This is a genomic window from Blautia sp. DFI.1.216 (assembly GCF_020594215.1).
Lineage (GTDB): Bacteria > Bacillota > Clostridia > Lachnospirales > Lachnospiraceae > Blautia_A > Blautia_A wexlerae.
Window position 1 is genome coordinate 1 of record NZ_JAJDML010000040.1, and the last position, 21,387, is coordinate 21,387.

At 43.4% G+C, this 21,387-nt stretch carries 20 protein-coding genes and 2 pseudogenes; 16 read left to right on the top strand and 6 right to left on the bottom strand.

Annotation, left to right across the window (positions count from 1 at the left end; translation table 11 throughout):
* A partial coding sequence (locus tag LJE11_RS13900) for a hypothetical protein (protein WP_227296120.1) occupies positions 1-874 on the bottom strand: 874 nt, incomplete at its 3' end.
* A 266-nt stretch (positions 875-1,140) separates the two neighbouring features.
* Between LJE11_RS13900 and LJE11_RS13905 the strand changes: the two genes are divergently transcribed.
* Entirely contained in the window at positions 1,141-2,178 is a 1,038-nt protein-coding gene (locus tag LJE11_RS13905) for a hypothetical protein (RefSeq protein WP_227296121.1), read from the top strand.
* Between the two features lie 159 nt (positions 2,179-2,337).
* Here LJE11_RS13905 and LJE11_RS20850 read toward each other — a convergent pair whose 3' ends face one another.
* Both LJE11_RS20850 and LJE11_RS13915 read right to left on the bottom strand, forming a co-directional pair.
* Positions 2,338-2,790, bottom strand: a complete 453-nt coding sequence (locus LJE11_RS20850) for a DUF4143 domain-containing protein (protein ID WP_084493057.1) — start codon at positions 2,788-2,790, stop codon at positions 2,338-2,340.
* On the bottom strand, positions 2,732-3,034 hold the full coding sequence (locus LJE11_RS13915; protein WP_049896176.1) for a hypothetical protein: 303 nt from the start codon (positions 3,032-3,034) through the stop codon (positions 2,732-2,734). Before LJE11_RS13915 ends, LJE11_RS20850 begins: the two co-directional genes overlap by 59 nt.
* Between LJE11_RS13915 and LJE11_RS13920 the strand changes: the two genes are divergently transcribed.
* Positions 3,018-4,019 (top strand): recombinase family protein, encoded by a 1,002-nt coding sequence (locus tag LJE11_RS13920; RefSeq protein ID WP_020993308.1) that lies wholly within the window; start codon positions 3,018-3,020, stop codon positions 4,017-4,019. The genes LJE11_RS13915 and LJE11_RS13920 overlap by 17 nt on opposite strands.
* Here LJE11_RS13920 and LJE11_RS20475 read toward each other — a convergent pair.
* Positions 3,976-4,203 (bottom strand): annotated as a pseudogene (locus LJE11_RS20475) (DUF6783 domain-containing protein). The gene LJE11_RS13920 and the pseudogene LJE11_RS20475 sit on opposite strands and share 44 nt — an antisense overlap.
* On the opposite strand from LJE11_RS20475, the pseudogene LJE11_RS20480 reads away from it, so the two are divergent.
* Positions 4,141-4,278 (top strand): annotated as a pseudogene (locus tag LJE11_RS20480) (DUF6783 domain-containing protein); the annotation flags it as partial. The pseudogenes LJE11_RS20475 and LJE11_RS20480 overlap by 63 nt on opposite strands.
* On the opposite strand, the gene LJE11_RS13925 reads toward LJE11_RS20480, so the two are convergent.
* Complete coding sequence (locus tag LJE11_RS13925) at positions 4,247-4,993, bottom strand: lysophospholipid acyltransferase family protein (RefSeq protein WP_022379927.1); 747 nt, start codon at positions 4,991-4,993, stop codon at positions 4,247-4,249. The pseudogene LJE11_RS20480 and the gene LJE11_RS13925 overlap by 32 nt on opposite strands.
* A 253-nt stretch (positions 4,994-5,246) precedes the next feature.
* On the opposite strand from LJE11_RS13925, the gene LJE11_RS13930 reads away from it, so the two are divergent.
* From LJE11_RS13930 to LJE11_RS13970, 9 genes are all read left to right on the top strand, one after another.
* On the top strand, positions 5,247-5,669 hold the full coding sequence (locus LJE11_RS13930) for a protease complex subunit PrcB family protein (protein ID WP_022379928.1): 423 nt from the start codon (positions 5,247-5,249) through the stop codon (positions 5,667-5,669).
* Positions 5,670-5,691: 22 nt separating this feature from the next.
* Positions 5,692-7,242 (top strand): DUF3794 and LysM peptidoglycan-binding domain-containing protein, encoded by a 1,551-nt coding sequence (locus LJE11_RS13935; protein ID WP_022379929.1) that lies wholly within the window; start codon positions 5,692-5,694, stop codon positions 7,240-7,242.
* A 159-nt stretch (positions 7,243-7,401) separates the two neighbouring features.
* Complete coding sequence (gene ispE / locus LJE11_RS13940; RefSeq protein ID WP_022379930.1) at positions 7,402-8,280, top strand: 4-(cytidine 5'-diphospho)-2-C-methyl-D-erythritol kinase; 879 nt, start codon at positions 7,402-7,404, stop codon at positions 8,278-8,280.
* The gene (locus LJE11_RS13945) at positions 8,270-8,989 is read left to right on the top strand and encodes a GntR family transcriptional regulator (protein WP_008707732.1); all 720 of its coding nucleotides are present in this window, start codon (positions 8,270-8,272) and stop codon (positions 8,987-8,989) included. Before ispE ends, LJE11_RS13945 begins: the two co-directional genes overlap by 11 nt.
* A 174-nt stretch (positions 8,990-9,163) precedes the next feature.
* On the top strand, positions 9,164-10,657 hold the full coding sequence (locus tag LJE11_RS13950; RefSeq protein ID WP_025580665.1) for a spore germination protein: 1,494 nt from the start codon (positions 9,164-9,166) through the stop codon (positions 10,655-10,657).
* Positions 10,654-12,339, top strand: coding sequence for a GerAB/ArcD/ProY family transporter (locus LJE11_RS13955; protein WP_022379932.1), 1,686 nt, complete (start codon positions 10,654-10,656; stop codon positions 12,337-12,339). The genes LJE11_RS13950 and LJE11_RS13955 overlap by 4 nt, the downstream gene beginning before the upstream one ends.
* A gap of 130 nt (positions 12,340-12,469) precedes the next feature.
* Complete coding sequence (locus tag LJE11_RS13960; protein ID WP_008707729.1) at positions 12,470-12,745, top strand: hypothetical protein; 276 nt, start codon at positions 12,470-12,472, stop codon at positions 12,743-12,745.
* A gap of 42 nt (positions 12,746-12,787) precedes the next feature.
* Positions 12,788-13,609 (top strand): glutamate racemase, encoded by an 822-nt coding sequence (gene murI, locus LJE11_RS13965; protein ID WP_008707727.1) that lies wholly within the window; start codon positions 12,788-12,790, stop codon positions 13,607-13,609.
* Between the two features lie 81 nt (positions 13,610-13,690).
* Complete coding sequence (locus LJE11_RS13970) at positions 13,691-14,137, top strand: DUF1934 domain-containing protein (RefSeq protein ID WP_020993305.1); 447 nt, start codon at positions 13,691-13,693, stop codon at positions 14,135-14,137.
* 123 nt (positions 14,138-14,260) lie between these two features.
* On the opposite strand, the gene LJE11_RS13975 is transcribed toward LJE11_RS13970, so the two are convergent.
* Positions 14,261-14,716, bottom strand: coding sequence for a hypothetical protein (locus LJE11_RS13975; protein ID WP_177961681.1), 456 nt, complete (start codon positions 14,714-14,716; stop codon positions 14,261-14,263).
* 349 nt (positions 14,717-15,065) lie between these two features.
* On the opposite strand from LJE11_RS13975, the gene LJE11_RS13980 reads away from it, so the two are divergent.
* The 4 genes from LJE11_RS13980 to LJE11_RS13995 all read left to right on the top strand — a co-directional run bounded on the left by LJE11_RS13980 (position 15,066) and on the right by LJE11_RS13995 (position 21,118).
* Positions 15,066-16,859, top strand: a complete 1,794-nt coding sequence (locus LJE11_RS13980; RefSeq protein WP_020993303.1) for a polysaccharide deacetylase family protein — start codon at positions 15,066-15,068, stop codon at positions 16,857-16,859.
* A gap of 36 nt (positions 16,860-16,895) precedes the next feature.
* Entirely contained in the window at positions 16,896-18,350 is a 1,455-nt protein-coding gene (locus tag LJE11_RS13985) for a polysaccharide deacetylase family protein (RefSeq protein ID WP_008707719.1), read from the top strand.
* 18 nt (positions 18,351-18,368) lie between these two features.
* A complete protein-coding gene (gene tig / locus LJE11_RS13990; protein ID WP_020993302.1) occupies positions 18,369-19,649 on the top strand; it encodes a trigger factor in 1,281 nt (426 codons plus the stop codon).
* 116 nt (positions 19,650-19,765) lie between these two features.
* Positions 19,766-21,118: a polysaccharide deacetylase family protein gene (locus tag LJE11_RS13995; RefSeq protein WP_008707712.1), complete on the top strand. Its 1,353-nt coding sequence runs from the start codon at positions 19,766-19,768 to the stop codon at positions 21,116-21,118.
* Positions 21,119-21,387: the final 269 nt, after the last annotated feature.

Genomic DNA, 21,387 nt, shown 5'->3' on the forward strand with positions numbered 1-21,387 from the left:
CGTTTGTGATAACTGGAGCGTCCGGTGTGATTGCGGATACAACGAATGGATATGCGTTAGACCAATCGCTGAATACTTTCTTACCGTTCTTATCACGTTTCCAAGCGTGGCAGTATGCGTAGTAGGTTCCCTGCTGTACATATTTGAATGTAGTAGAGGTCTGAACCTGATTCTTGTTTACGGAATCATAATCTTTGTTTGTGATGCAGTCGCGGTCTGTAGAGATTACATAGTCGTAACCTGCAGCACCTTCGGAAGCACCAGAAAGGATTACAGTCGCTTTGTTGCCAACAACTTTAACACTGCTGATCATTGGAGCATCTGGTTTTTTATTTTCAGCTTTACCTTCTGCCTGTACAGTCTTTGAACCAGTATAGTTCTTAGATGTAGATTTGGCAGCTACTGTATAAGTATCATCACTATTCTTTGTAACTGTATATTCAGATATTGGAACTTTGATAGTACCATTAATTACAGTTGCTACACCATCTTTAATAGTAACATCATAATTAGCAATTGTCTGTTTGTCAATACCCCATTTATCCAGATCACTTGCATTAATTGTACCAGAAACGGATACAACACCAGTAAATTCGGCAGATTCAGAAACTGAAACATCAACACTGAGATCATCAGATTCAACAACTGCCTGAGCCATTGGAGCTTCTGTTGTTTCTTCTTCAATAGCTGGAGTTTCTATTGTATTATCGCTAAATTCAGTAACCGGAGCTTCAGTAGCTACAGCAGCATCAAAATCATCACTGAACTCAGCAGCCCATACCGGCACATTAGAAGTAGCAAGCATTGCAACAACAAGTGACATACTTAATGTCTTTTTTGCCATGCCCTTCTTTGTGTTTTTAATCTTTGTCATGATTATAGTTCCCCTTTGGGTAGTGGATAGGTTAATTTTTGATTAAAAAGCACATTCTCTGATTAGAAATTCATGCACAACCCTGAAAAAATAGTTATTTATAACTGCCTTTTTTACGTATTAGAGCGGTATTTTTGTAGTTATATGCTCTTTTACAGCTGACGAAATAAAAAAAGAACAAATTAAACAAATCGACTCTGCACTTTTCAGATTTTTAATAATTTTTATAGTTCCTTTCGTGGAAACAAGGTAATAATTATGCTATATTGATAACAGAAATAAATCAACGGGAGGTGCTGGATACGGCGGAAAAAAATAAGATCAAACCGGATACCATACTGAAGAACTTCTGGAGAGACAATGGACATTTTGCGGATCTGTTCAATGCAGTATTTTTTAACGGGGAACAGGTGCTGAAGCCGCAGGATCTTACAGAAGCAGATACGGATGTTTCCTCCATGCTGAAATTTAATGGTCATGCGGAAACAGTACAGAAGATCCTGGATGTTGTAAAGAAGACGGCATATGGTGTGGACTTTGTTCTCTGGGGACTGGAAAATCAGGCAAAGATCCACTATGCGATGCCGCTGCGCCATATGGTCGGAGATGCGTTTTCTTACATGAAAGAATATGATGAGATTGCAGCAGTAAATAAGAAAAACGGGGATTTCCATTCAGCGGATGAATTCCTGTCAGGTTTTAAGAAGACCGACCGGCTGCATCCGGTGATTAGTCTGTGTGTATATTATGGAGAAAGTGAATGGGATGGTCCGTTTTCCCTGAAGGATATGCTGGAGATCCCCGAAAAGATAGAACCACTGGTATCTGATTACCGTATGAACCTGGTACAGGTAAGATCAAGTGGAGAACTATGTTTCAGCGATCCGGACGTAAATATGGTGTTTGACGTGAGCCGCTTGATCTATGCCAGGGATTATACGAAGATCAATGAAGTTTACAGGGATCATAATATTCCGGCAGATCTTGGACTTGTGATAGGAGCCATTACAGAATCACAGAAACTGATTGACCATGCTTTGGAATCGGAGCAGAAAGGGGGACAGATCAATATGTGTAATGCATTGGAAGAGTTAAGACAGGAAGGTGTTGAAGAAGGTCGACAGGAAGGTCGACAGGAAGGCCGTCAGGAAGGCAGATGGGAAGGTATCCTTGAAGGCATTCGTGCGACTGTAAGGACCTGCAGGAATTTTAATATAAGTGAGACAGATACAGTCAGAAACATCATGAATGAATTTTCCCTGTCACAGGAAGAGGCTGTCAATTATGTAAAAAAATACTGGTAAATGGAAAACTCTATCAGGAAGAGCCTTAACAATGCGTAAAAAGTTTTCAGCCATATCAGAGAGATATGGCTGAAGATGTTTTTTCTTCGTTTCCGAAGATGTGAAAGCGAGAAGAACTACCGGCCGGAGTCTGCTTTTGCCTGTTGTATCTGCCACGTTCTATATGCAAAATACCGCATATAAAGGCACGATTCGATAAGCTTCTTTTTGCCTGAAGTCTTCGGCAGAGATTAAATACATTTGCGTGGGTGCAGGAGAGAGAGAAGATTTATTCAGCTGCATAAGGTTCCTGCACTTCTGATGTGGTGCGGTGCGGTAGTCTATGGCAATAAAATGACTGTTTTTGGACAGTAAAAAGGGAACTTCCGCCTGGTTGCCGCTGGACCAGTAGGAGAGGGCATAGCCATTCCGGATAAAGTGCTGTGCCAGAAAGGTTTCGATACAGGCTGTACCGGCGGTGGTTTCTTCTCCTGACAGAAGCTGGAAGGCAGGGATTTTCAGTATGCATGAGCATAATCCGGTGTCAACAGGATACAGATGTAAGGAGCTTTTGCTAGGTGTCAGGTACCAGCAGGAGCTTCTTTTCTTTTTTGTATTCCATAATGGCAGCAGGCATTCCGCCGATGATCAGATAGAGACGGAACTGTGACAGGGCTTTTTCGTGGAGTTTCTTTCCCATTGGGCTGAAATCGGAGAAATGATTGCGGATTTCTCTTGTAAGGGCAAACTCAGCATTGGCCCACAGAAATTCTTCAAAATCCAGTGGATACAGAGTCAGGATATCAAAGTCGTGGACGGAGAAAGAATCAGAATTAACCACACCTTTATAGATAGAGGCAATGTTAAATATCTGCATTGTGTTTGCGCAACTGGAATGTGAGACTATTCAGAAGCGTGTCAGCGATGCATATTATTCCAGAAGTCAGAAAGGTTTTCGCATGGGCGGCAAGCCTCCTTATGGTTATCGGCTAGAGGAGATCCTGATGGAAGGAATCCATACAAAGAAGCTTGTGGAAGAACCCGGGGAAGCGGCAATTGTGCGGGAAATTTTTGATATGTACGAACAACCGGACACTTCTTATGGGGATATCACCAGATATTATGCGGAAAAGGGAGTGCAGTTCTACGGAAAGGAACTGATACGTTCCATGCTGGCCCAGCTTTTGAGAAATCCGGTATATGTGCGGGCTGATATGGATGTGTACCGTTTTTTCAGGAGCCATGGAACCAATATAGTAAGCAGTCCGGAGCAGTTTGACGGGATTCATGGATGTTATCTTTATCAGGGGCGGGATGCGCAGACAGATAAGCTGCAGAATCTTAAGGGTCATATGCTGGTGGTGGCACCTCATGAAGGGCTTGTGTCTTCGGAGCAGTGGCTGAACTGCAGGATCAAGCTTATGAGAAATAAAACGATTCAGGCCAATAGGAAAGCTGTGAATACATGGCTGGCAGGGAAAGTGAAATGTGGCAATTGCGGATACGCACTTATGAGTATTAAAATACAGTCCGGTAAACAGTACCTGAGATGTACGAAGCGTCTGAACAACAAAGCCTGCCCGGGGTGCGGGAAGGTTTATACTGAAGATGTGGAGAACTATGTATATAAAGAGATGGTACGTAAGCTGCGCGAAGGACAGTCTCCTGCCGCTTATACGAAGTTAAAGGAAAATCCGCAGGTAAAGCAGATTTACAGGGAGATTGAGGAAATGGAAAAGGTAGCATCTAATATAAGTCTGTGGGGAGAGATTGATTTTGAGGAGAAGAGGTTTATAGTTGATAAGATGATCAGGTCACTTAAGGTATTTCCCGGATCAGTCCAGATACAATGGAAATTCTGATATATAACAGTCCGGCAGAGCGTAAATTTTTGTCTTTACGCTCTGCCGGACTAGAGCGTGTCTGAAAAATCATTCCCGCAATCTGCACGCCCCACTTTGCGGGATATTTCACCCGAATTCAGTTGCCGTAGCCCGCTACGGCGCCCTCATCCGGGCAAAATATCCCACAAATTGTGACGCACATCTTGCAGAAAGTCTTTTTCAGACACGCTCTAGTGATGGTCTTATTATTTTTCAGTCAGTGGTTTGTTCTTTATAAGCATTTCGCGAATTACGTTTTGCGTATATTCTCCGACATGCCTCTTATCTTCTTTGCTCAGTTCATCCGGATAGATTGGCTTACCGTATTCTACTACAACTTTTGCAGGAGATATCTTCGGGAAGTGTGCCTCGAAAATGTTGGCTGAATTGCTGATCGCAATTGGGATGATCGGGCAATTGGCCTTGGTAGCGATTTTAAAGCTTCCTTCATGGAAGGGAAGCATGTCCAGCTCATCTTTATTTCTGTTTCGGGTTCCTTCCGGGAAAATACAGATGGAAATTCCGGATTTTACTTTGTCTACTGCGGTCAGGATCGTTTTGAGTCCCTGTTTGATGTCTTTCCTGTCAAGGAAGAGACAGTGGAGATAACGCATCCATGTGGAAAGAAGAGGAATTTTCTCCATCTCTTTTTTGGCAATGTAGCCTGTACGGATCGGACAGCGGGAGTAAGTAAGAAGTATGTCGAAGTAGCTTCTGTGGTTGCCGATATAAAGTACAGGTGTGTCCTTTGGCACATTTTCTTCTCCGATCACAGTAATCTTTGCACCGGTGATCTTAAGGATAAATCGGAATACTGCCTGGATGATCCTAAGGGAGCTGATATCCTTCTTTTCAGGAGAAAATCTGCCGATGATCCATTCGACCAGCAGGATGGGGATGGACAGGATCAGGTATCCGATCACAACAATACAGACTAGGATAAATCGTATCATTCGTTAATTCCTTTCCGGGCATTATATAATGCTGATGCCCATATATAAGTATAGAAGTTATTATAAGGAATTATGAGATATCCTGCAAGAAATAAATCATAGTATAATGATTTTTTGGCATTAAATAAAGCACTCAGGACAGGATTCTTTCCTGCAGAAAAGCAGTTACTGTCGGATATATAGCATAGAGTATGGTAATAACAGGGCTGTATCCGGCATAGAATATTTAGCGAAGAATGAGCAGGGGTGCATTATGGGCAAAAGGACAGGAGGACTGCTCTGTGTGTTGCTGTTGGCTCTTTTGCCGGCGGGCTGTCAGTTTATCAGGATTGAGGAGGGCGAACGTACACCTCTGGAATATACGATCGTAAAGCAGGAGGAAATTCCGGAAGAGATTTCAGAACTGATGGAACAGAAGAAAAAGAAAGTATTTCAGATGACCTATCAGGTGGGAGATATAAGGTATCTGATGAAGGGATATGGAGAGCAGCTTACAGGAGGGTACAGTATTCAGGTGGAGGAGGTTTCCGAATCAGAGAACGCAGTATTCTGCAAGACAAGGCTGATAGGTCCGGAGAAAGCGGATGCAGGCAGTGAACCGTCTTATCCCTGTATTGTCCTGAAAATCAGAGAAACAGAGAAACCGATAGAATTTTTGGGTTTTATCATAAAGTAAACAGAGAAAGGAAGGAAGCAGGTTGGAATTAAAAAAAGAAAGTATTCAGATGCTGCGTATCAAAAATAAAGCGGCAGCGCAGGCGACTTTTGACGAGGACTATAATGTGTCCGATGTGAAACCGGATATCGGGAGACTGGTGCAGAGCAAAGCGGATGTTTCCATGGAGGAAGTGAGGCTGAGTGAAGGAAGAGCGCTTCTTAAAGGGACATTAAATGCAGATTTGCTTTATGTGGGGGAAAAAGAGGGCAGGATTTACAGCCTTTCTGCGAAGCTTCCGCTGGATGAGATGATTAATCTGGAGGGAATCGAAGGGGGAGATAAGCTGTGTCTGAAATGGGAGATTGAGGATCTCAGTGTTCATATGATCCATTCCAGAAAACTGAATATTAAAGCAATTGTAACTTTTTATGCAGTGGTAGATGAACTGGCAGTCGTTGAACTTCCGGTTTCCGCAGAGGATCAGGAAGTCTCTGTGAAAACGGAGAAAGTCCGGCTTATGAGTCTTCGTGTACATAAAAAAGATACTCTGCGCATTAAGGATGATATTACTCTTGCGTCAAACAGACCTAATGTAGAAAACCTTTTGTGGTATATGGCTGAACCGAGGAATCTGGATCTGCGGCCGGGAGAGAACAAACTCCGGGTGAAAGGAGAGCTTGCAGTTTTTCTTCTGTATACAGGGTATGAAGAGGAGAATCCACCTCAGTGGCTGGAGTATACCATGCCTTTTTCCAATGAGATGGAATGCAGTGGCTGTATGGAAGATCTGATCCCACATATTGAGGTGTCTCTTCTTCATCAGGGGATAGAGGTAAAGCCTGATCCGGATGGTGAAGAACGTATCCTGCAGGTGGATGTGGTACTGGAATTAAATATGAAAATGTACAGGGAAGAGGAGCATGAACTTCTTCTTGATGCATACAGCCCACACAAAGAATGTGTTCTTCATCGGAAAAAGGAAATGTTGGAAAGTCTTCTGGTACGGAATTTTTCCAGGTGTCGTCTGACAGACCGGATAGAAGTTAAGGAGAGTCAGGGAAAAGTTTTGCAGCTTTGCCACAGCAGCGGTAAGGTAAAAGTAGATAAGACCAGGATTACGGATAAGGGAATTGTGGCAGAAGGAATTGTGGCACTCAAGATCCTGTATATTATTGGAAATGATGAAATGCCGTTTTATTCTATGGATGCCATGCTTCCGTTTACCCATCTGATCGAGGCAGAAGAGATCGGGAAGGATTGCACATATTTACTTCAGGCTGACCTTGAACAGCTTTCCACTGCAATGGCAGATGGGGATGAGATTGAAGTCAAGGCGGCGGTGGGACTGAATGTGCTTGTGTTCAGACAGTGGGAAGAGCAGCTTATTGAATCTGTGGAAGAACAGCCACTGGATCGTAAGAAACTGGAAAGTATGCCGGGAATTACGGTCTATATTGTAAAGGCCGGAGATACCCTGTGGGATATTGCAAAGAAATTTTATACAACTGTGGATGAGATTTCGGGTGTGAACAGTCTTACGGAAAAAGAGGTAAAGCCGGGGCAGTCGTTAATTCTTGTCAGGCAGGGATGATAATGAAAAAAATTTCCGGAAAAAATGAAAACTCCTATATTGAAAACTAAAAAAAAATGATTTAAAATATGCGCAAAGAGTTTTATTGTATACAAAGTACAAATATAATTGCGAAAGTACAGTTATATACGGATGATATTGTTGGAAACGGAGGATTTTATGCGTTTACGTGCATTGGCGAAGATAAATCTGGGACTGGATATTCTCAGAAAGAGAGAGGATGGCTATCATGAAGTCCGGATGATCATGCAGACGATACAGATGTATGATGTTCTGGAGATGAAGAGGGTGAGGAAGCCGGGGATTTCCCTGTCTGTCAATTATTCCTATATTCCGAATGATGAACGAAATCTGGTGTATAAGGCGGCGAAGCTTCTGATGGATGAATTTCAGGTTAAGGGTGGTGTGGATATCCATCTTGAGAAATTTATTCCTGTGGCAGCAGGTATGGCAGGCGGAAGCTCGGATGCGGCAGCTGCACTGGTGGGGATCAACCGGCTTTTTAAACTGGGACTGAGCCAGAAGGAGCTGATGGATCGTGCTGTGAATATCGGGGCAGATGTTCCGTACTGTGTGATGAGAGGAACTGCCCTGGCAGAGGGGATCGGGGAGAAATTGACCAGGATCACTCAGGTGCCGGACTGTTTTGTACTGATCGGTAAGCCCGGAATCAATGTTTCCACCAAAGCTGCCTATGAGAGCCTTCAGCTGGATAAGATTTCTTCTCATCCGGATATTGACGGGATGATAGGAGATATAGAACGTGGAGATCTTCTGGCAATGACACAGAAGATGGGAAATGTTTTTGAGCCGGGAATTATAGAGAAATATCCTGTAATTGGCGAAATCAAAGCACTGATGGAGAGTCATGGTGCGTTAAAGGCGATGATGAGTGGAAGTGGTCCTACAGTGTTCGGAATTTTTGATGATCGTGAGAAGATGGAGGCGGCAGCAGAGGTTCTCAGAGAGAGCCGGCTGGCGAAGACGGTTTTTGCCACAGAAGTAACGAAAGCAGGAGGGAATACAAATGACAAGTGATTTTTCAGTAAATATGAATGAATATCTTCCATTAAGGGATGTGGTTTTTAATACGCTGCGTCAGGCAATCCTGAAGGGCGAACTGAAACCTGGTGAGAGACTGATGGAGATTGCGCTGGCAGAGAGACTTGGCGTGAGCAGAACTCCTATCAGAGAGGCAATGCGTAAGCTGGAGCAGGAAGGTCTGGTAGTGATGATCCCGAGACGTGGTGCCCAGGTTGCCAATATCACAGAGAAGGATCTGAATGATGTTCTGGAGGTTCGTATTGCTCTTGAGAATGTAGCTATTGAGAAAGCATGTGCCCGTATGACTGAAGAAGAAATGAGGAGACTCTGGCTTGCTGCCAAGGAGTTTGAACATACGATCGCAGAGGGAAATCTTGTTAAGCTTGCGGAGGCTGACGTTGCATTCCATGAGGTTATTTATCAGGCTTCTGATAATAAGAGGCTGATCCAGGTACTCAATAATATGCGTGAGCAGATTTATCGTTATCGTGTAGAATATCTGAAAGAAGGTGAAACACGAGATGTTCTGGTGAAGGAACATGAGGAACTGACAAAGGCGATCAGAGAGCGTGACGTAGAACGCGCGAAACAGCTTTCTTTCCAGCATATCGAGAATCAGAGAATGGCTATCATGCGTTCTATTGAGGCTGAGGATGCAGAACGTGAACGTGCAGAGAAAGAGAAATCCAGGGGACACAGATAAGAATGGTATAATATCTGAATATCGGGAAATTCTAAGAGAGGCGGGATGCCTCTCTTTTTTTGCGCATCCATGTATTTAAGTGGGTTTAGGAATATTGCCGACTGGCAACAGATCTGTCTGGTACATCGAAAACGATGTACCGGTATGAAACGAGGTGGGAAATTATTGAAGAAACTGGAAGAATCCCGGAAAGTATCTGCAAATCTGAGGGAGAATGAGAAATATCTGCGAAGCAGGCTGGAAAATTGCAGTGACATTCTGATCCGTCCCATGCGGCTGGGAGATAAACATAAGGTGGACTGCCTTATGGTCTATATAGAAGTTGCGGTTTCCAACATGATGCTGGATGATTCTGCTCTTGGAAAGATGATCAATCATTTCTGGGAGATTTCGCCGGAGGATATTCAGGAATTTGTCAGGCATAACAGTCTTGGGATCGCAGATGTAAAGAAACTGGAGAATCTTGACGAGTCCATAGATGCCATGCTTGCAGGGAATGCAGTGTTTTTCATAGATGGATATGACAAGGCGATGAAAATCTCCAGCAAAGGTTATCCATCCACAGGTGTGATGGAGGCAGAATCGGAAAAGGTGCTGCGGGGTTCCAGGGAAGGATTTTCGGACAGTGTGAAAAGTAACAGTGCACTGGTAAGAAAAAGGCTTCGTGATACCAGACTCAAGGTGGAAGAATATAAAATCGGTGTGCGCTCTCATACCTTAACGCAGGTGTTATACATGGATGACCTGGTACATGAGGGACTTCTGGAAGAAGTGAAGGAACGGCTGGAAGAATTTCAGATTGACGGAATCCTTGACAGCGGTATGCTTGAACAGCTGACAGAAGATGTGTGGTATTCTCCTTTTCCTCAGTATCAGACAACGGAACGTCCGGATCGTGCTGTGCAGGAAATCCTGAAAGGTAAGGTTGTGATTCTGTGTGATAATTCTCCGGAAGCATTGATCCTTCCGGGAAATTTTAGCAGTTTCATGGAGAGCAGCGAGGACTGGTATCACAGGTTCGAGATGGCTTCCTTTCTCAGAATACTGCGATATTTGGCTGTGATCATGGCGACTGTTCTGCCGGGACTTTACCTGGCAGTGATACGTTTCCATACACAGATTCTGCCATCTGCACTGATACTGTCTTTTGCGGAGGCGAGGGAAGGAGTGCCCTTTTCCAGTGTGGTGGAACTGATTTTTCTGGAACTGGCTTTTGAACTGATTCGGGAGGCTGGGGTGAGAGTTCCGGGATCTCTGGGAAATGCTATTGGCATTGTTGGCGGACTGGTGATCGGACAGGCAGCGGTAGAGGCAAATCTTGTGAGTCCGATCGTGGTGATGATCGTGGCGTTGACTGCGCTTGGCTCTATGACTGTTCCAAATGAAGAGTTTGCAGCAGCATTTCGGCTGGTGAAGTATGGGTTTCTGATCCTGGGAGGTTATCTGGGAATTTACGGAATCGTGCTGGGAGTATATCTGGTTATAGGGCACCTGGCAGGCCTGATAAGTTTTGGTATTCCTTACCTGGTTCCTTTTATAAAGAAAGAACAGAAGGGCAGCAGAGGAGAAGGGGTTCTGAGAGTTCCGCTGCGCAAGAGGGTATTACGACCGCTTTATGCAAGAGAGGAGCAGAAGATCCGTTTGAAGAGAAAGGAGTCCGGTTCATGAGATTTGCAGAGAATAACAGAATTTCCCACAGGCAGCTGTACAGGCAGATGATACTGGCATTACTGGCACCATTTATGCTCTGCGTTTTCGGAAAGGGTGGAATGAACGGAATCAGTGCAGTGGCGGGAATGATTTTTGCGCTGATATTGCTTGGGTTTTATGTAATCTGGCTGATACGGCTGACACCTTCATTTGAAGATCCGGTAAAGTCTGCAGGTGCTTTTGCGGGAAGGCTGATCGGGATTTTTTTTCTGATCTATGTGTTGATGGCGGGAGGATATCTGCTGGCACTTCTCAGGAGGCTGGTTCCTGTAAAGCTGATCACAGGAGTATCCGGCCGATGGATCGCATTCTGGGCGGTTCTGGTATGTTCTGTCGGAACCTGCAAAGGTGTACAGAGAAGAGGAAGAATGGCGGAAGTATCAGGTGGTCTGCTTCTTGGCGGGATTATGATAATGATGATACTTTGTGTGCCACAGGCAAAAACGGAATATCTCGTGGGAGGAATCCGGTGGGAGGAGCTTACAGTGAGAAATGTCCGTCAGTCTTTTTATGGAACTCTGTGTGCCTTTTCGCCGGTGGCATTGCTGCCATTTCTGTTGGGAAATGTGGAGAAATACGGAAGTGCGGGAAAGACGGTGGCAGGAGGGATCCTGACACTTGGCGGGATTCTTATTGGAATGGAGCTTCTGCTTCCGGCAGTTCTGGGATATGACAGGGTAGCGGCGGAAAGTTATCCGGTCCTGCCTCTGCTGGCAGGCGCAGATCTTCCGGGAAATGTACTGGCCAGATTTGACATCCTGTGGATGGGATTTCTGCTTTACAGCCTGCTTTTTGCAATAGGGAGTCTGCTGTATTATGGAAATCAGATTATCGGGAAATCTCATCCTGGTAGGGGGAGGTTCTGGCTTCCGGCACTGGTTTTCCTGATTTCGCTTCTGGAAGAAGAGGGAAAAGGAATACTGGATTATTTTGGATGGTGTTTGGCGCATATTTTCGTCCCGGGAATTCTCATCTGTCAGTTTTATATGTTTATCAGAGGAAAGGGACACCGCAGGAAGCAGAGGAAAAGGGCTGTCAGTGTGGTGACCGGGATTTTGTCAGTCAGTCTTTTTATGAGCGGATGTGGTGCGGCTGTGGAACCGGAGAAGAGAATGTATCCTATGGCACTTGGCGTGGATGCCTCAGAAGAAGGAATCTGTCTTACCTATGGGATGCCGGATCTTTCTGAGAGTACGGGGCAGGGAAAAGAGGAAGAAGATGGCGGTTCCCGGGTTCTGCAGATCAGTGGTGCTGATTTCACCCGGATTGAAAAAATGTATGATCAGTCACAGGAAAAACTTCTTGATATGGGGCATCTGCAGGTTCTGGTCATGGGGAGAACACTGGTGGAGGACGGAAGATGGAGAATGGTGCTGGATTATCTGAAACAGGAGATTTTTGTGGGGGAAGATCTTTATGTGTTTGAAGCGGAGGACGCAGGGGAGATCCTGAACTGGCATGGAGAGGATAATTCATCAGCAGGAGAATATATTACAGGACTGATCCGAAACAGAATGTCAGGAGGAAATATTACGGCTGTGACACTCAGAGAGCTTTTCTATGAAAAATATAAAGAAGATAAAATCCTGCGACTTCCGATTGTGAAGATCAGAAATGGAAGTCTGGAAGTGGAAGTATAAATCAGGAAAATATTGGCATAATCCAAATATTAAAGTGCTGTCTGGAAATTTCATATAAAATAAGAAAATATATAGGAAAATAACAAAGGCAGATATGGTAACTGATAAGATATAACAGGAGAGAGGGACAATGATGAATAAAAAGAGTAAGAACAAAAAATTAAGAAGAAAACTGTCGTTTGTTCTGTTCGTGGCAGCTGTTGGTGTTCTTATGATGAGAGCAATGCCGGGAATGTCCGGGAAGATAGCAAAAATCGCTGAAAGACGACAGGAACAGACTGCAGTTACTGCATGGTGGGGGACATTGTACCCGAAATTCTGCTTCTCGCAGTTCCCTGAGGAAAATAAAGGACAGAAAGATGACATAAAGATATCCTTCTGGCTTGCACAGGCTCTTGATTGGTGATAGAATAGTGAGACAATCAATAGAGATGGAGAATAGAAATCAATGAAAATAGACAGAGAGGCACCGATAGGAGTATTTGATTCCGGTGTGGGAGGGCTGACTGTTGCGCGTGAGATCATGCGTAATCTTCCTTCAGAAAAAATCGTATATTTTGGTGATACGGCGAGAGTGCCTTACGGAAGTAAATCGAAAGAAACTATCATCCGGTATTCCCGGCAGATCATTCGTTTTCTTCAGCAGCAGCAGGTAAAGGCGATTGTGGTTGCATGTAATACAGCCAGCGCTTTTGCCCTGGATGCAGTGAGGGATGAGTTTGACATTCCTATCATTGGCGTGATAGAACCGGGTGCGAAGGTGGCGGCTGCCCAGACCAGAAATAAGAGGGTAGGAATCATTGGTACTGTGGGAACTGTAGGAAGTGGGATACATGCAGAGTATCTGAAGCATCTGGATCCGGAGATCACTGTTTTCGGCAAAGCATGTCCGCTGTTTGTGCCACTGGTAGAAGAAGGGTGGCTTCATGATCCGGTGACTGATGAGGTCGCTGCCAGATATCTGAAGGAACTTCAGGATAAGCAGGTGGATACACTGATATTGGGATGTACTCATTATCCATTGCTTCGTTCCACCATCAGAAAGATCATGGGAGACGGAGTATGTCTGGTGAATCCGGCTTATGAAACCGCACTGGAGCTGGGAAGGCTTCTGGAGGAAAAAGGACTTGCCGGTGAAGGTACAGAGAAGAATGAATTTCCGTATCGCTTCTATGTGAGTGATCTGGCAGATGAGTTTAAGGCATTTGCCAATTCGATTCTTCCATATGATGTGGAGATGACGAAAAAAATAGATATTGAGAAGTATTAAAAACAGCAGATTGCTGAATGGTTATAATATAGATACATAAAAACAGGTTTTGAACAGTATAAAAACAGGAGTATGAGAAGAATGGATAAAGAAGTGCTGATTCATGTAAGGGGACTTCAGACAATGGATGCAGACGGTGAACAGGAACCTCTGGAGATTGTTGTACCGGGACAGTATTATTTCCGGAACGGAAGTCATTATCTGCGCTATGAGGAAGTCATGGAGGATTTTGCAGAACCTACCGTCAATTACATAAAAATTTCCCGGAAGGGAATGGAGGTTCGCAAGAAAGGTGTGGTCAATGTTCATATGGTTTTTGAACAGGGTAAGAAGAATATGACTTACTATACCACTCCCTATGGAACCATTGAAATGGGGATTGCGGCGACGAATCTGAATCTGCAGGAGAGTGATGGCGGTCTTGATATGAAAGTGGATTATGCGCTTGATATGAACCAGGAGCATGTGGCAGACTGTTATCTTGCGATTAAGGCACAGCCAAAGGACTGTAAGAATTTTACAATTTGATCAGATCTGGTAAGTTCTCTGCTTCGTTGCAGATATCTGTCTGATCAAAACAGAAAAAGGTCAGTGATCTGTGTGTATGGATGACACGATTCACTGACCTTTAGTTTATATGTCTGACTGCATTTATCTGGCAGTTTTGTCTTTCCTGAATTTTGCAAAGAAACCTTTCTTTTTGGGAGCCGGTGTCTGAAGGGAACCGCGGATTCCTTTTACGCCTACAATATAAAGACCGCTTACTTCGGCTTTGATTTCTTTCTTAAGCGGAATCAGGTCGAAAACCTTCTCATCTGCGATCATGATCGCAATCTTTGGTCCGATTTTAGCTTTAACGATTGGAAGCTTGGAACGGCGCATAAGTTTAGGTGTCTGTTCAATTACCATCTGAGGAAGTCCGGATTCTTTCAGTGGCATCCTCTTTTTATCGATAACCAGCATGGAAACGGTTTGTTTAGTTGCTTCAATCTGAGCCTGCTGTTCTTCCTGTTTCTTCTGGGCTTTTTTTCCGAAGAAATATAAACCGATCAGTGCAGCGATCAGGATAACAAGAATGACCAGAAGGACTATTGTTACTGTACTCATTTGCATCCTCCCTAATGTATGTGTTTTCACAGGGACTGTTGGTACGGACAGTCCATTGCATAAAAATTATTTTATCATTAAATAAGGTAAAACGCAATTGCAAAAAAAGAATTAATGGATGGAAAGCGGTAGAAATTTACATTATGAAAGGTTATAATTGTAGCAAAACTGTAATGCGACAATATTTGCCGGAGCGAACAGTAATGGTAAATATGCGGAACAGTTAAAGACATTTTTACAGGATGGAATCATAATGTGTGGTTATAATATATGTAACGGGAATTGTGGAGTTATTTTGTGACAGAATAATTTGTGAGTAAAAAACGGATATGATAAAAAGGAGAAAAGCATGAGCGAATTAAAGCCCGACTCTGAGAAGAAAGAGGAGCGACTTTCAGATAAGGAAAAAGTAAATACAGAAAAGACAAATGCAGAAGAACTAAATGCAGAAGAACTAAATGCAGAAGAACTAAATGCAGAAGAACTAAATGCAGAAGAACCAAATGCAGAAGAACTAAATGCAGAAGAGCTAAATGCAGAAAAACCAAATGTAGAAAAACTAAATGAAGAAAAACCAAATACAGAAGAGATAGACGAAGAACCTCCGGCAGCAAGCGAGGACGAAGATTTCTTTTTTGATGATAATAAAGCTTATGAAGCCCGTAGGGCAGCCAGACTGGAACGCCGCAATAAACTTCGCCGCAGAAAAAAAAGACTGCGTATCGCAGGCTGCATAGTGGTGGTGGCAGCCGCTGCAATTGGGATTGGAATAGGATTTTACGGGGAAGAACTGCAGAATTTTGTCAGTGAGCAGCAGGTTAAGATTGCGCAGATGGTGAAATCTGCAGACAGGAAAACAGAAGAAGAAAAAACAGCTCAGCAGACAAATGCAGAGGCAGAAGCTGAGAATGCGGTGACACCTGAAGTTCAGGATACGGATGGACTGAGTGAAGAGGACAAAACTCTTTACAGGCAGGCAAAGTATGCTGCAAAACAGTATGATTATGATAAAGCCATAAGTATGCTGCAAAACAGTGAGACTTATCAGACAAGTGAGAAGTTTCAGCATGCGGTTAAGGTTTATCAGAAAAAGAAGGAATCCTGCGTTTCCTGGCCGTTAGACCAGGTGACACACGTCTTTTATCATACTCTGATCAAAGATACCGGTAAGGCTTTTGACGGGGATTACAAGTCAGGAGATTACGATCAGGTTATGACAACGATTGATGAATTTAACCAGATTACTCAGAGCATGTATGATAAGGGATATGTCATGGTCAGCATTTATGACATGGCGACAGCGGATGAAAATGGGAATATGAATGCAGGGGAGATTCTCCTTCCTCCGGGTAAAGTACCGTTTGTGCTTTCGCAGGATGATGTGTGTTATTATCATTATATGGACGGGGACGGATTTGCAACCAAACTTATCGTAGATGAGGAAGGAAAAATCCGCAATGAATATGTGGAAGATGATGGCAGTATTTCCGTAGGCGATTATGATATGGTTCCTCTGATCGATCGTTTTGTAGAGGAACATCCTGATTTTTCTTACAGAGGTGCTAAAGGAATTGTTGCCCTTACCGGTTACAATGGAATTCTTGGTTATCGCACAGACAGCAGTTATGAAACCCGTCCGGATGATCTGGATGCAGATAAAGTAAAATGGCTGGATGAGCATCCGGATTTTAATCTGAATACAGAGAGAGAAAATGCAGCCAGAGTAGCGCAGGCTATGAAAGATGAAGGCTGGCTGTTTGCAAGCCACACATGGGGACATCAGAATGTAAGTCAGATCAGTCTGGAGAGATTACAGGCAGATACACAGAAGTTTAAAGAGAATGTTGATCCTCTGATAGGCGGAACAGATATTATTATTTTTGCATTTGGAGCAGATCTTACCAGTGTTGAAGATTATTCGGGGGAGAAGTTCGAATATCTTAAGAGCCAGGGCTATAATTATTACTGTAATGTGGATTCAAGCCAGTATTTTGTGCAGATCCGCAGTAATTATTTCCGGCAGGGAAGAAGAAATCTGGACGGATACAGAATGTACTATAATCCGGAACTTCTCTCAGATCTGTTTGATGCACAGTCTGTGTTTGATTCTTCCAGACCGGTGCCGGTTCCAACTATGGGGTGAGTATGATCTCTGTGCATAACTGAAAGGGGACAATATATGAGAAAAAGGATAGCATGTGTAACAGCAGCTATTTTGAGTATTTCGTTAGGAGTAAGCGGATGTGGGCTCATTCCGTTTGAACAGGATATTCCATTTCTGAGTTCCAGAGCTGAAAATGTGGAAACTGAGAAAAAAACAGAACAGCAGACAATTGATGAACAGGATGCTGATACAGAGAAAAGTACAGAAGATACACAGCAGGATGATGGTCTGAATGAGGGAGAGCAGACTGACAACGAAGATACAGAAGAGGCAGATGAGAAACAGGAAAATCCTATGGAGCAGGCAGCGCTTATGGCTGTACAGTATGATTATGATGGCGCCATAGAACTGCTTAAGAGTCAGCCGGATTACGAAAGTAATACGGATATGCAGAGTGCAGTTTCGGATTACGAAAATACGAAAGCCACCTGTACAGAATATCCGCTGGAGCAGATCACGCACGTGTTCTTCCATACACTGATCAAAGACACTGCCAGAGCATTTGACGGGGATTCAGACAGTAATGGATATAACCAGTATATGACAACAATTGATGAGTTTAACAAAATCATACAGAGTATGTATGATAAGGGATATGTCATGGTCAGTCCGCACGACATGGCGGTTATCAATGAGGATGGAACTATGTCCAGAGGCAGTATTATGCTGCCACCGGGAAAAATTCCATTTGTGCTTTCTCAGGATGATGTAAGTTATTATCACTATATGGACGGAGATGGTTTCGCATCGAAACTTGTAGTGGATTCCAATGGTGAGGTTAAGAACGAATATATTGAGGATGACGGAAGTGTTTCCACAGGGGATTATGATATGGTTCCGCTGATCGATACTTTTGTAAAAGAACATCCGGATTTTTCCTATCATGGAAGAAAGGGAATCCTTGCAATGACAGGTTATGACGGTGTTCTGGGATATCGTACGGATATTGCATATAAGACCGGAAAAAAACTGCAGGATGATCAGAAAAAATTCCTGGAAGAACATCCGGATTTTAACTATAAGCAGGAAGTGAAAAATGCAAAAAAGGTAGCTAAGGCTATGAAGGCAGAAGGCTGGGAATTTGCAAGCCATACATGGGGACATAAGGATGTGGCTGCCACTTCTCTGGATGATCTGAAAAGAGATGATAAAAAATGGAAGAAATATGTGGCTCCCATACTTGGAGAAACAGATATGATCATTTTTGCATTTGGTGCGGATATCGGAAGCTGGGAAGGATATTCGGCAGACAATGAGAAATATGAGTTTTATAAGAGTCAGGGATACCGCTATTTCTGTAATGTAGATTCCAGTCAGTATTTTGTACAGATTACAGATGATTATTTTCGACAGGGAAGAAGAAATCTGGATGGATACAGAATGTATTATAATCCGGAAATGCTCAGTGATCTTTTTGATGTATCGGAAGTATGGGATTCTTCAAGACCAACTCCGGTACCTGGAATGTAGAAGGGAGTATTGATTATTATGAAGAAAAAAATATATCTTGCCATGCTTGCAGTTTGTTTTGCACTGACAGCATCTGCGTGTGGTGATGGCGGTGCTGTTATCACAGACGGTACAAAGACAGAAGGAGCTGCTGACGGGAAGAAAGCAGAGACAGGAACTACGCGGCTTGTTTCTGTTGAGAATGTAGAGAAATATATTACGATTGGAGAATATAAAGGACTGACTCTGGACAATACGGTAGATGCGATCACTGACGATGATGTACAGGCTCAGATCGATGAGGATCTGAAAGATAAGGCAGAACCTGTATCTGATGCAGCAAAAGAAGGGGATCTGGTGACTGTAAATTATACAGGCACTAAAGACGGACAGACTTTTGACGGTGGTACTGCCAATAACTATGACTTTGTGATCGGCGACGGACAGATGTTTGAGGAATTTGAAAATGGTGTGATCGGGATGAAAAAGGGTGACACAAAGGAGATTAAAATTGATTTTCCGTCAGACTATGCAGACGAAACTCTGGCAGGTAAGGAAGTTATATATAAGGTTACGGTGCAGAACGTGCGGCGTGAAGGAGAACTTACAGATGAATGGGTTGCAAAGAACACTGATTATACAACAGTAGATGATTATCGTGAGAGTATTCGCAGTGAACTTGAGAAAAACGCAAAGGAATCTGCGCAGGAGGTTCTTAAGAATACTGCATGGAGTACAGTGCTTGAGAACTCTGAAGTAAAAGAATACCCACAGGAAGATGTGGATAAGGCTGTTTCTGAATTTAAGAAGAGTATGGAAGTTTATGCAAAACAGGCCGACATGACTCTGGAAGAGTTTACAGACAGTCAGGGTATTTCGCAGGATGATTTTGATGAACAATGTCAGCAGTATGCAGAGGGTAAGGTTAAGCAGAACCTGATCGTGCAGGGGATTATGGATGCAGAGGGACTGTCACTTGACGACAAAGAGAGCCTTCAGCTGCAGGATAAACTGGTAGAACAGATGGGTGTTTCCAGTATTGCAGAGCTGGTTGGAACTTACGGACAGGATTATGTAGATGAATCAGTCGGACTTCTCAGAGTGGAGGAGTTCATTATAAAAAATGCGAGTGTGAGTGAGAAAGTCGCAAACGGTGATGTGCTGGCAGATGATGCAGATGCTGCGGCAGAAAATGCAGAACAGGACAGTGATCAGAATGTATCAGATGAAGATACTGATGATTCCGGACAGGACAATTCAGATGTAGATGAGAATCTGGAAGAGGAATTAGGTACGGAAGATGTTGATCAGAGTGAATAATTGGCATTGTATTTACCTGATAAATGAGTTATGATTATTGATAAAAGTGGATTACTCCGTACTGTGATGTACGCTGTCAGGGACTAATTAACAAAAAGAAGCGGGGAAAGGAAACCATGGATAAGAGGGTGTTGCGCGAAAGAATGCGCAGAAAAAAACGCCAGATGATGATCAGGCATTATACAAAGATCGGACTTTGTGTTATTGGCATGATTCTGGCGGTGGTGTTTGTAGTGAGAGGAATTATTATTCCGATCGCACATCATGTAGCCGGAGGCGGAAGCAGTGATCAGACTGTACAGGCTCAGGCAGATACAGAGGAAGTTCAGGCAAATTCCGATGCTGCGGTGAGACAGCCATTGAAGGGTAAATCAGATACAGATAAGATTGCCGCGATGACAGCCGGATGGCATGAGGATGCTAACGGAAAGTGGTATCAGAATACAGATGGTACATATTTTTCAAATGGATTTCAGGATATAGATGGTGTTACCTATTCTTTTGACGAAAACGGATATATACAGACAGGATGGGTAGAAAAGGGAGTGAAGGATTATTACTTTAATGAAGACGGATCTTATGATCCGAGTAAGGTACGTCCGATGCTGGCACTGACTTTTGATGATGGTCCGGGAGAGTATACAGATGAACTGCTGGATTGTCTGGAACAGAATAATGCTCATGCAACATTCTTTATGCTTGGTCAGAATGTCAGTTCATATCCGGATGCGCCAAAACGTATGCTGGAACTTGGCTGTGAGATTGGAAGTCATTCCTGGGATCATACACAGTTGACGACAATTGATCTTGACGCAGTTGCAAAGCAGTTCTCTGATACAGATGATGCATTGATTCAGGCATGTGGCCAGGCTGCGAGTGTGGCGCGTGCGCCTTACGGGGACGGAAATTCAGATATTTATAATACTGTAAATAAGCCGTTCTTTATGTGGTCACTGGACACAGAAGACTGGAAACTTTTGGATGCAGATGCGGATTACAGTGCAGTAATGAATGGAGATCTGACAGATGGAACTATCATCCTGATGCATGATATTCATGAGCCATCTGTAAAGGCTGCTTTGAGATTGATACCGGATCTTATTGCACAGGGATATAAACTTGTAACGGTAAGTGAGATGGCAGAAGCCAAGAATGTGACCTTACAGAATGCATGTTATGTGGATTTCTGGCCGAGTACACTCAGTAATGGAGATGTGCCGGGATATCAAGGCGGTTCTGATGCAGCAGCTTCTGCAGACGGAACAGATGGTACATCTGATGCAAGCGCAGATTCTTCTGACGGAAGCACAGATTCCTCAGACGGAAGTGAGGATTATTCGGATGGAAGTTCAGACGATGGAAGCTATGATGATGGAAGTTCGGATGACGAAAGTTATGATGATGGAAGTTCAGATGATTCGGAAGATTACAGTGATGATTCTGTAGATTACGGAGATGGAACGGAATAAAAAACATATGCAATCCTGCAGTGTGGATCATACAGAGTAATTACGAACATACGAAAGAGCAAAGAAGAGAGCAAAGGTACTTCTTTGCTCTTTATGTTTTTTACAAAAAACACATAAAATATATAAAAAAATTGTTAAATATACACATATTTTTAATTGACGTATGGAATGTCCGTTGGTATAATAAGGCTTATAGAATGACTAAAAGTCAGTTCGTATTCCTGATTGAACTTGCTGTAAGATAGTTACTGTTCATATGCCAAAATTCC

What these genes read in the sequence shown, in the direction of transcription:
- LJE11_RS13920 (WP_020993308.1), top strand. Translation starts at nt 3,018, where the DNA reads ATGTTAAATATCTGCATTGTGTTTGCGCAACTGGAATGTGAGACTATT.
- LJE11_RS13915 (WP_049896176.1), bottom strand. Translation starts at nt 3,034, where the DNA reads ATGCAGATATTTAACATTGCCTCTATCTATAAAGGTGTGGTTAATTCT.
- LJE11_RS13925 (WP_022379927.1), bottom strand. Translation starts at nt 4,993, where the DNA reads ATGATACGATTTATCCTAGTCTGTATTGTTGTGATCGGATACCTGATC.
- LJE11_RS13930 (WP_022379928.1), top strand. Translation starts at nt 5,247, where the DNA reads ATGGGCAAAAGGACAGGAGGACTGCTCTGTGTGTTGCTGTTGGCTCTT.
- ispE (WP_022379930.1), top strand. Translation starts at nt 7,402, where the DNA reads ATGCGTTTACGTGCATTGGCGAAGATAAATCTGGGACTGGATATTCTC.
- LJE11_RS13945 (WP_008707732.1), top strand. Translation starts at nt 8,270, where the DNA reads ATGACAAGTGATTTTTCAGTAAATATGAATGAATATCTTCCATTAAGG.
- LJE11_RS13955 (WP_022379932.1), top strand. Translation starts at nt 10,654, where the DNA reads ATGAGATTTGCAGAGAATAACAGAATTTCCCACAGGCAGCTGTACAGG.
- LJE11_RS13960 (WP_008707729.1), top strand. Translation starts at nt 12,470, where the DNA reads ATGATGAATAAAAAGAGTAAGAACAAAAAATTAAGAAGAAAACTGTCG.
- murI (WP_008707727.1), top strand. Translation starts at nt 12,788, where the DNA reads ATGAAAATAGACAGAGAGGCACCGATAGGAGTATTTGATTCCGGTGTG.
- LJE11_RS13970 (WP_020993305.1), top strand. Translation starts at nt 13,691, where the DNA reads ATGGATAAAGAAGTGCTGATTCATGTAAGGGGACTTCAGACAATGGAT.
- LJE11_RS13975 (WP_177961681.1), bottom strand. Translation starts at nt 14,716, where the DNA reads ATGAGTACAGTAACAATAGTCCTTCTGGTCATTCTTGTTATCCTGATC.
- LJE11_RS13980 (WP_020993303.1), top strand. Translation starts at nt 15,066, where the DNA reads ATGAGCGAATTAAAGCCCGACTCTGAGAAGAAAGAGGAGCGACTTTCA.
- LJE11_RS13985 (WP_008707719.1), top strand. Translation starts at nt 16,896, where the DNA reads ATGAGAAAAAGGATAGCATGTGTAACAGCAGCTATTTTGAGTATTTCG.
- tig (WP_020993302.1), top strand. Translation starts at nt 18,369, where the DNA reads ATGAAGAAAAAAATATATCTTGCCATGCTTGCAGTTTGTTTTGCACTG.
- LJE11_RS13995 (WP_008707712.1), top strand. Translation starts at nt 19,766, where the DNA reads ATGGATAAGAGGGTGTTGCGCGAAAGAATGCGCAGAAAAAAACGCCAG.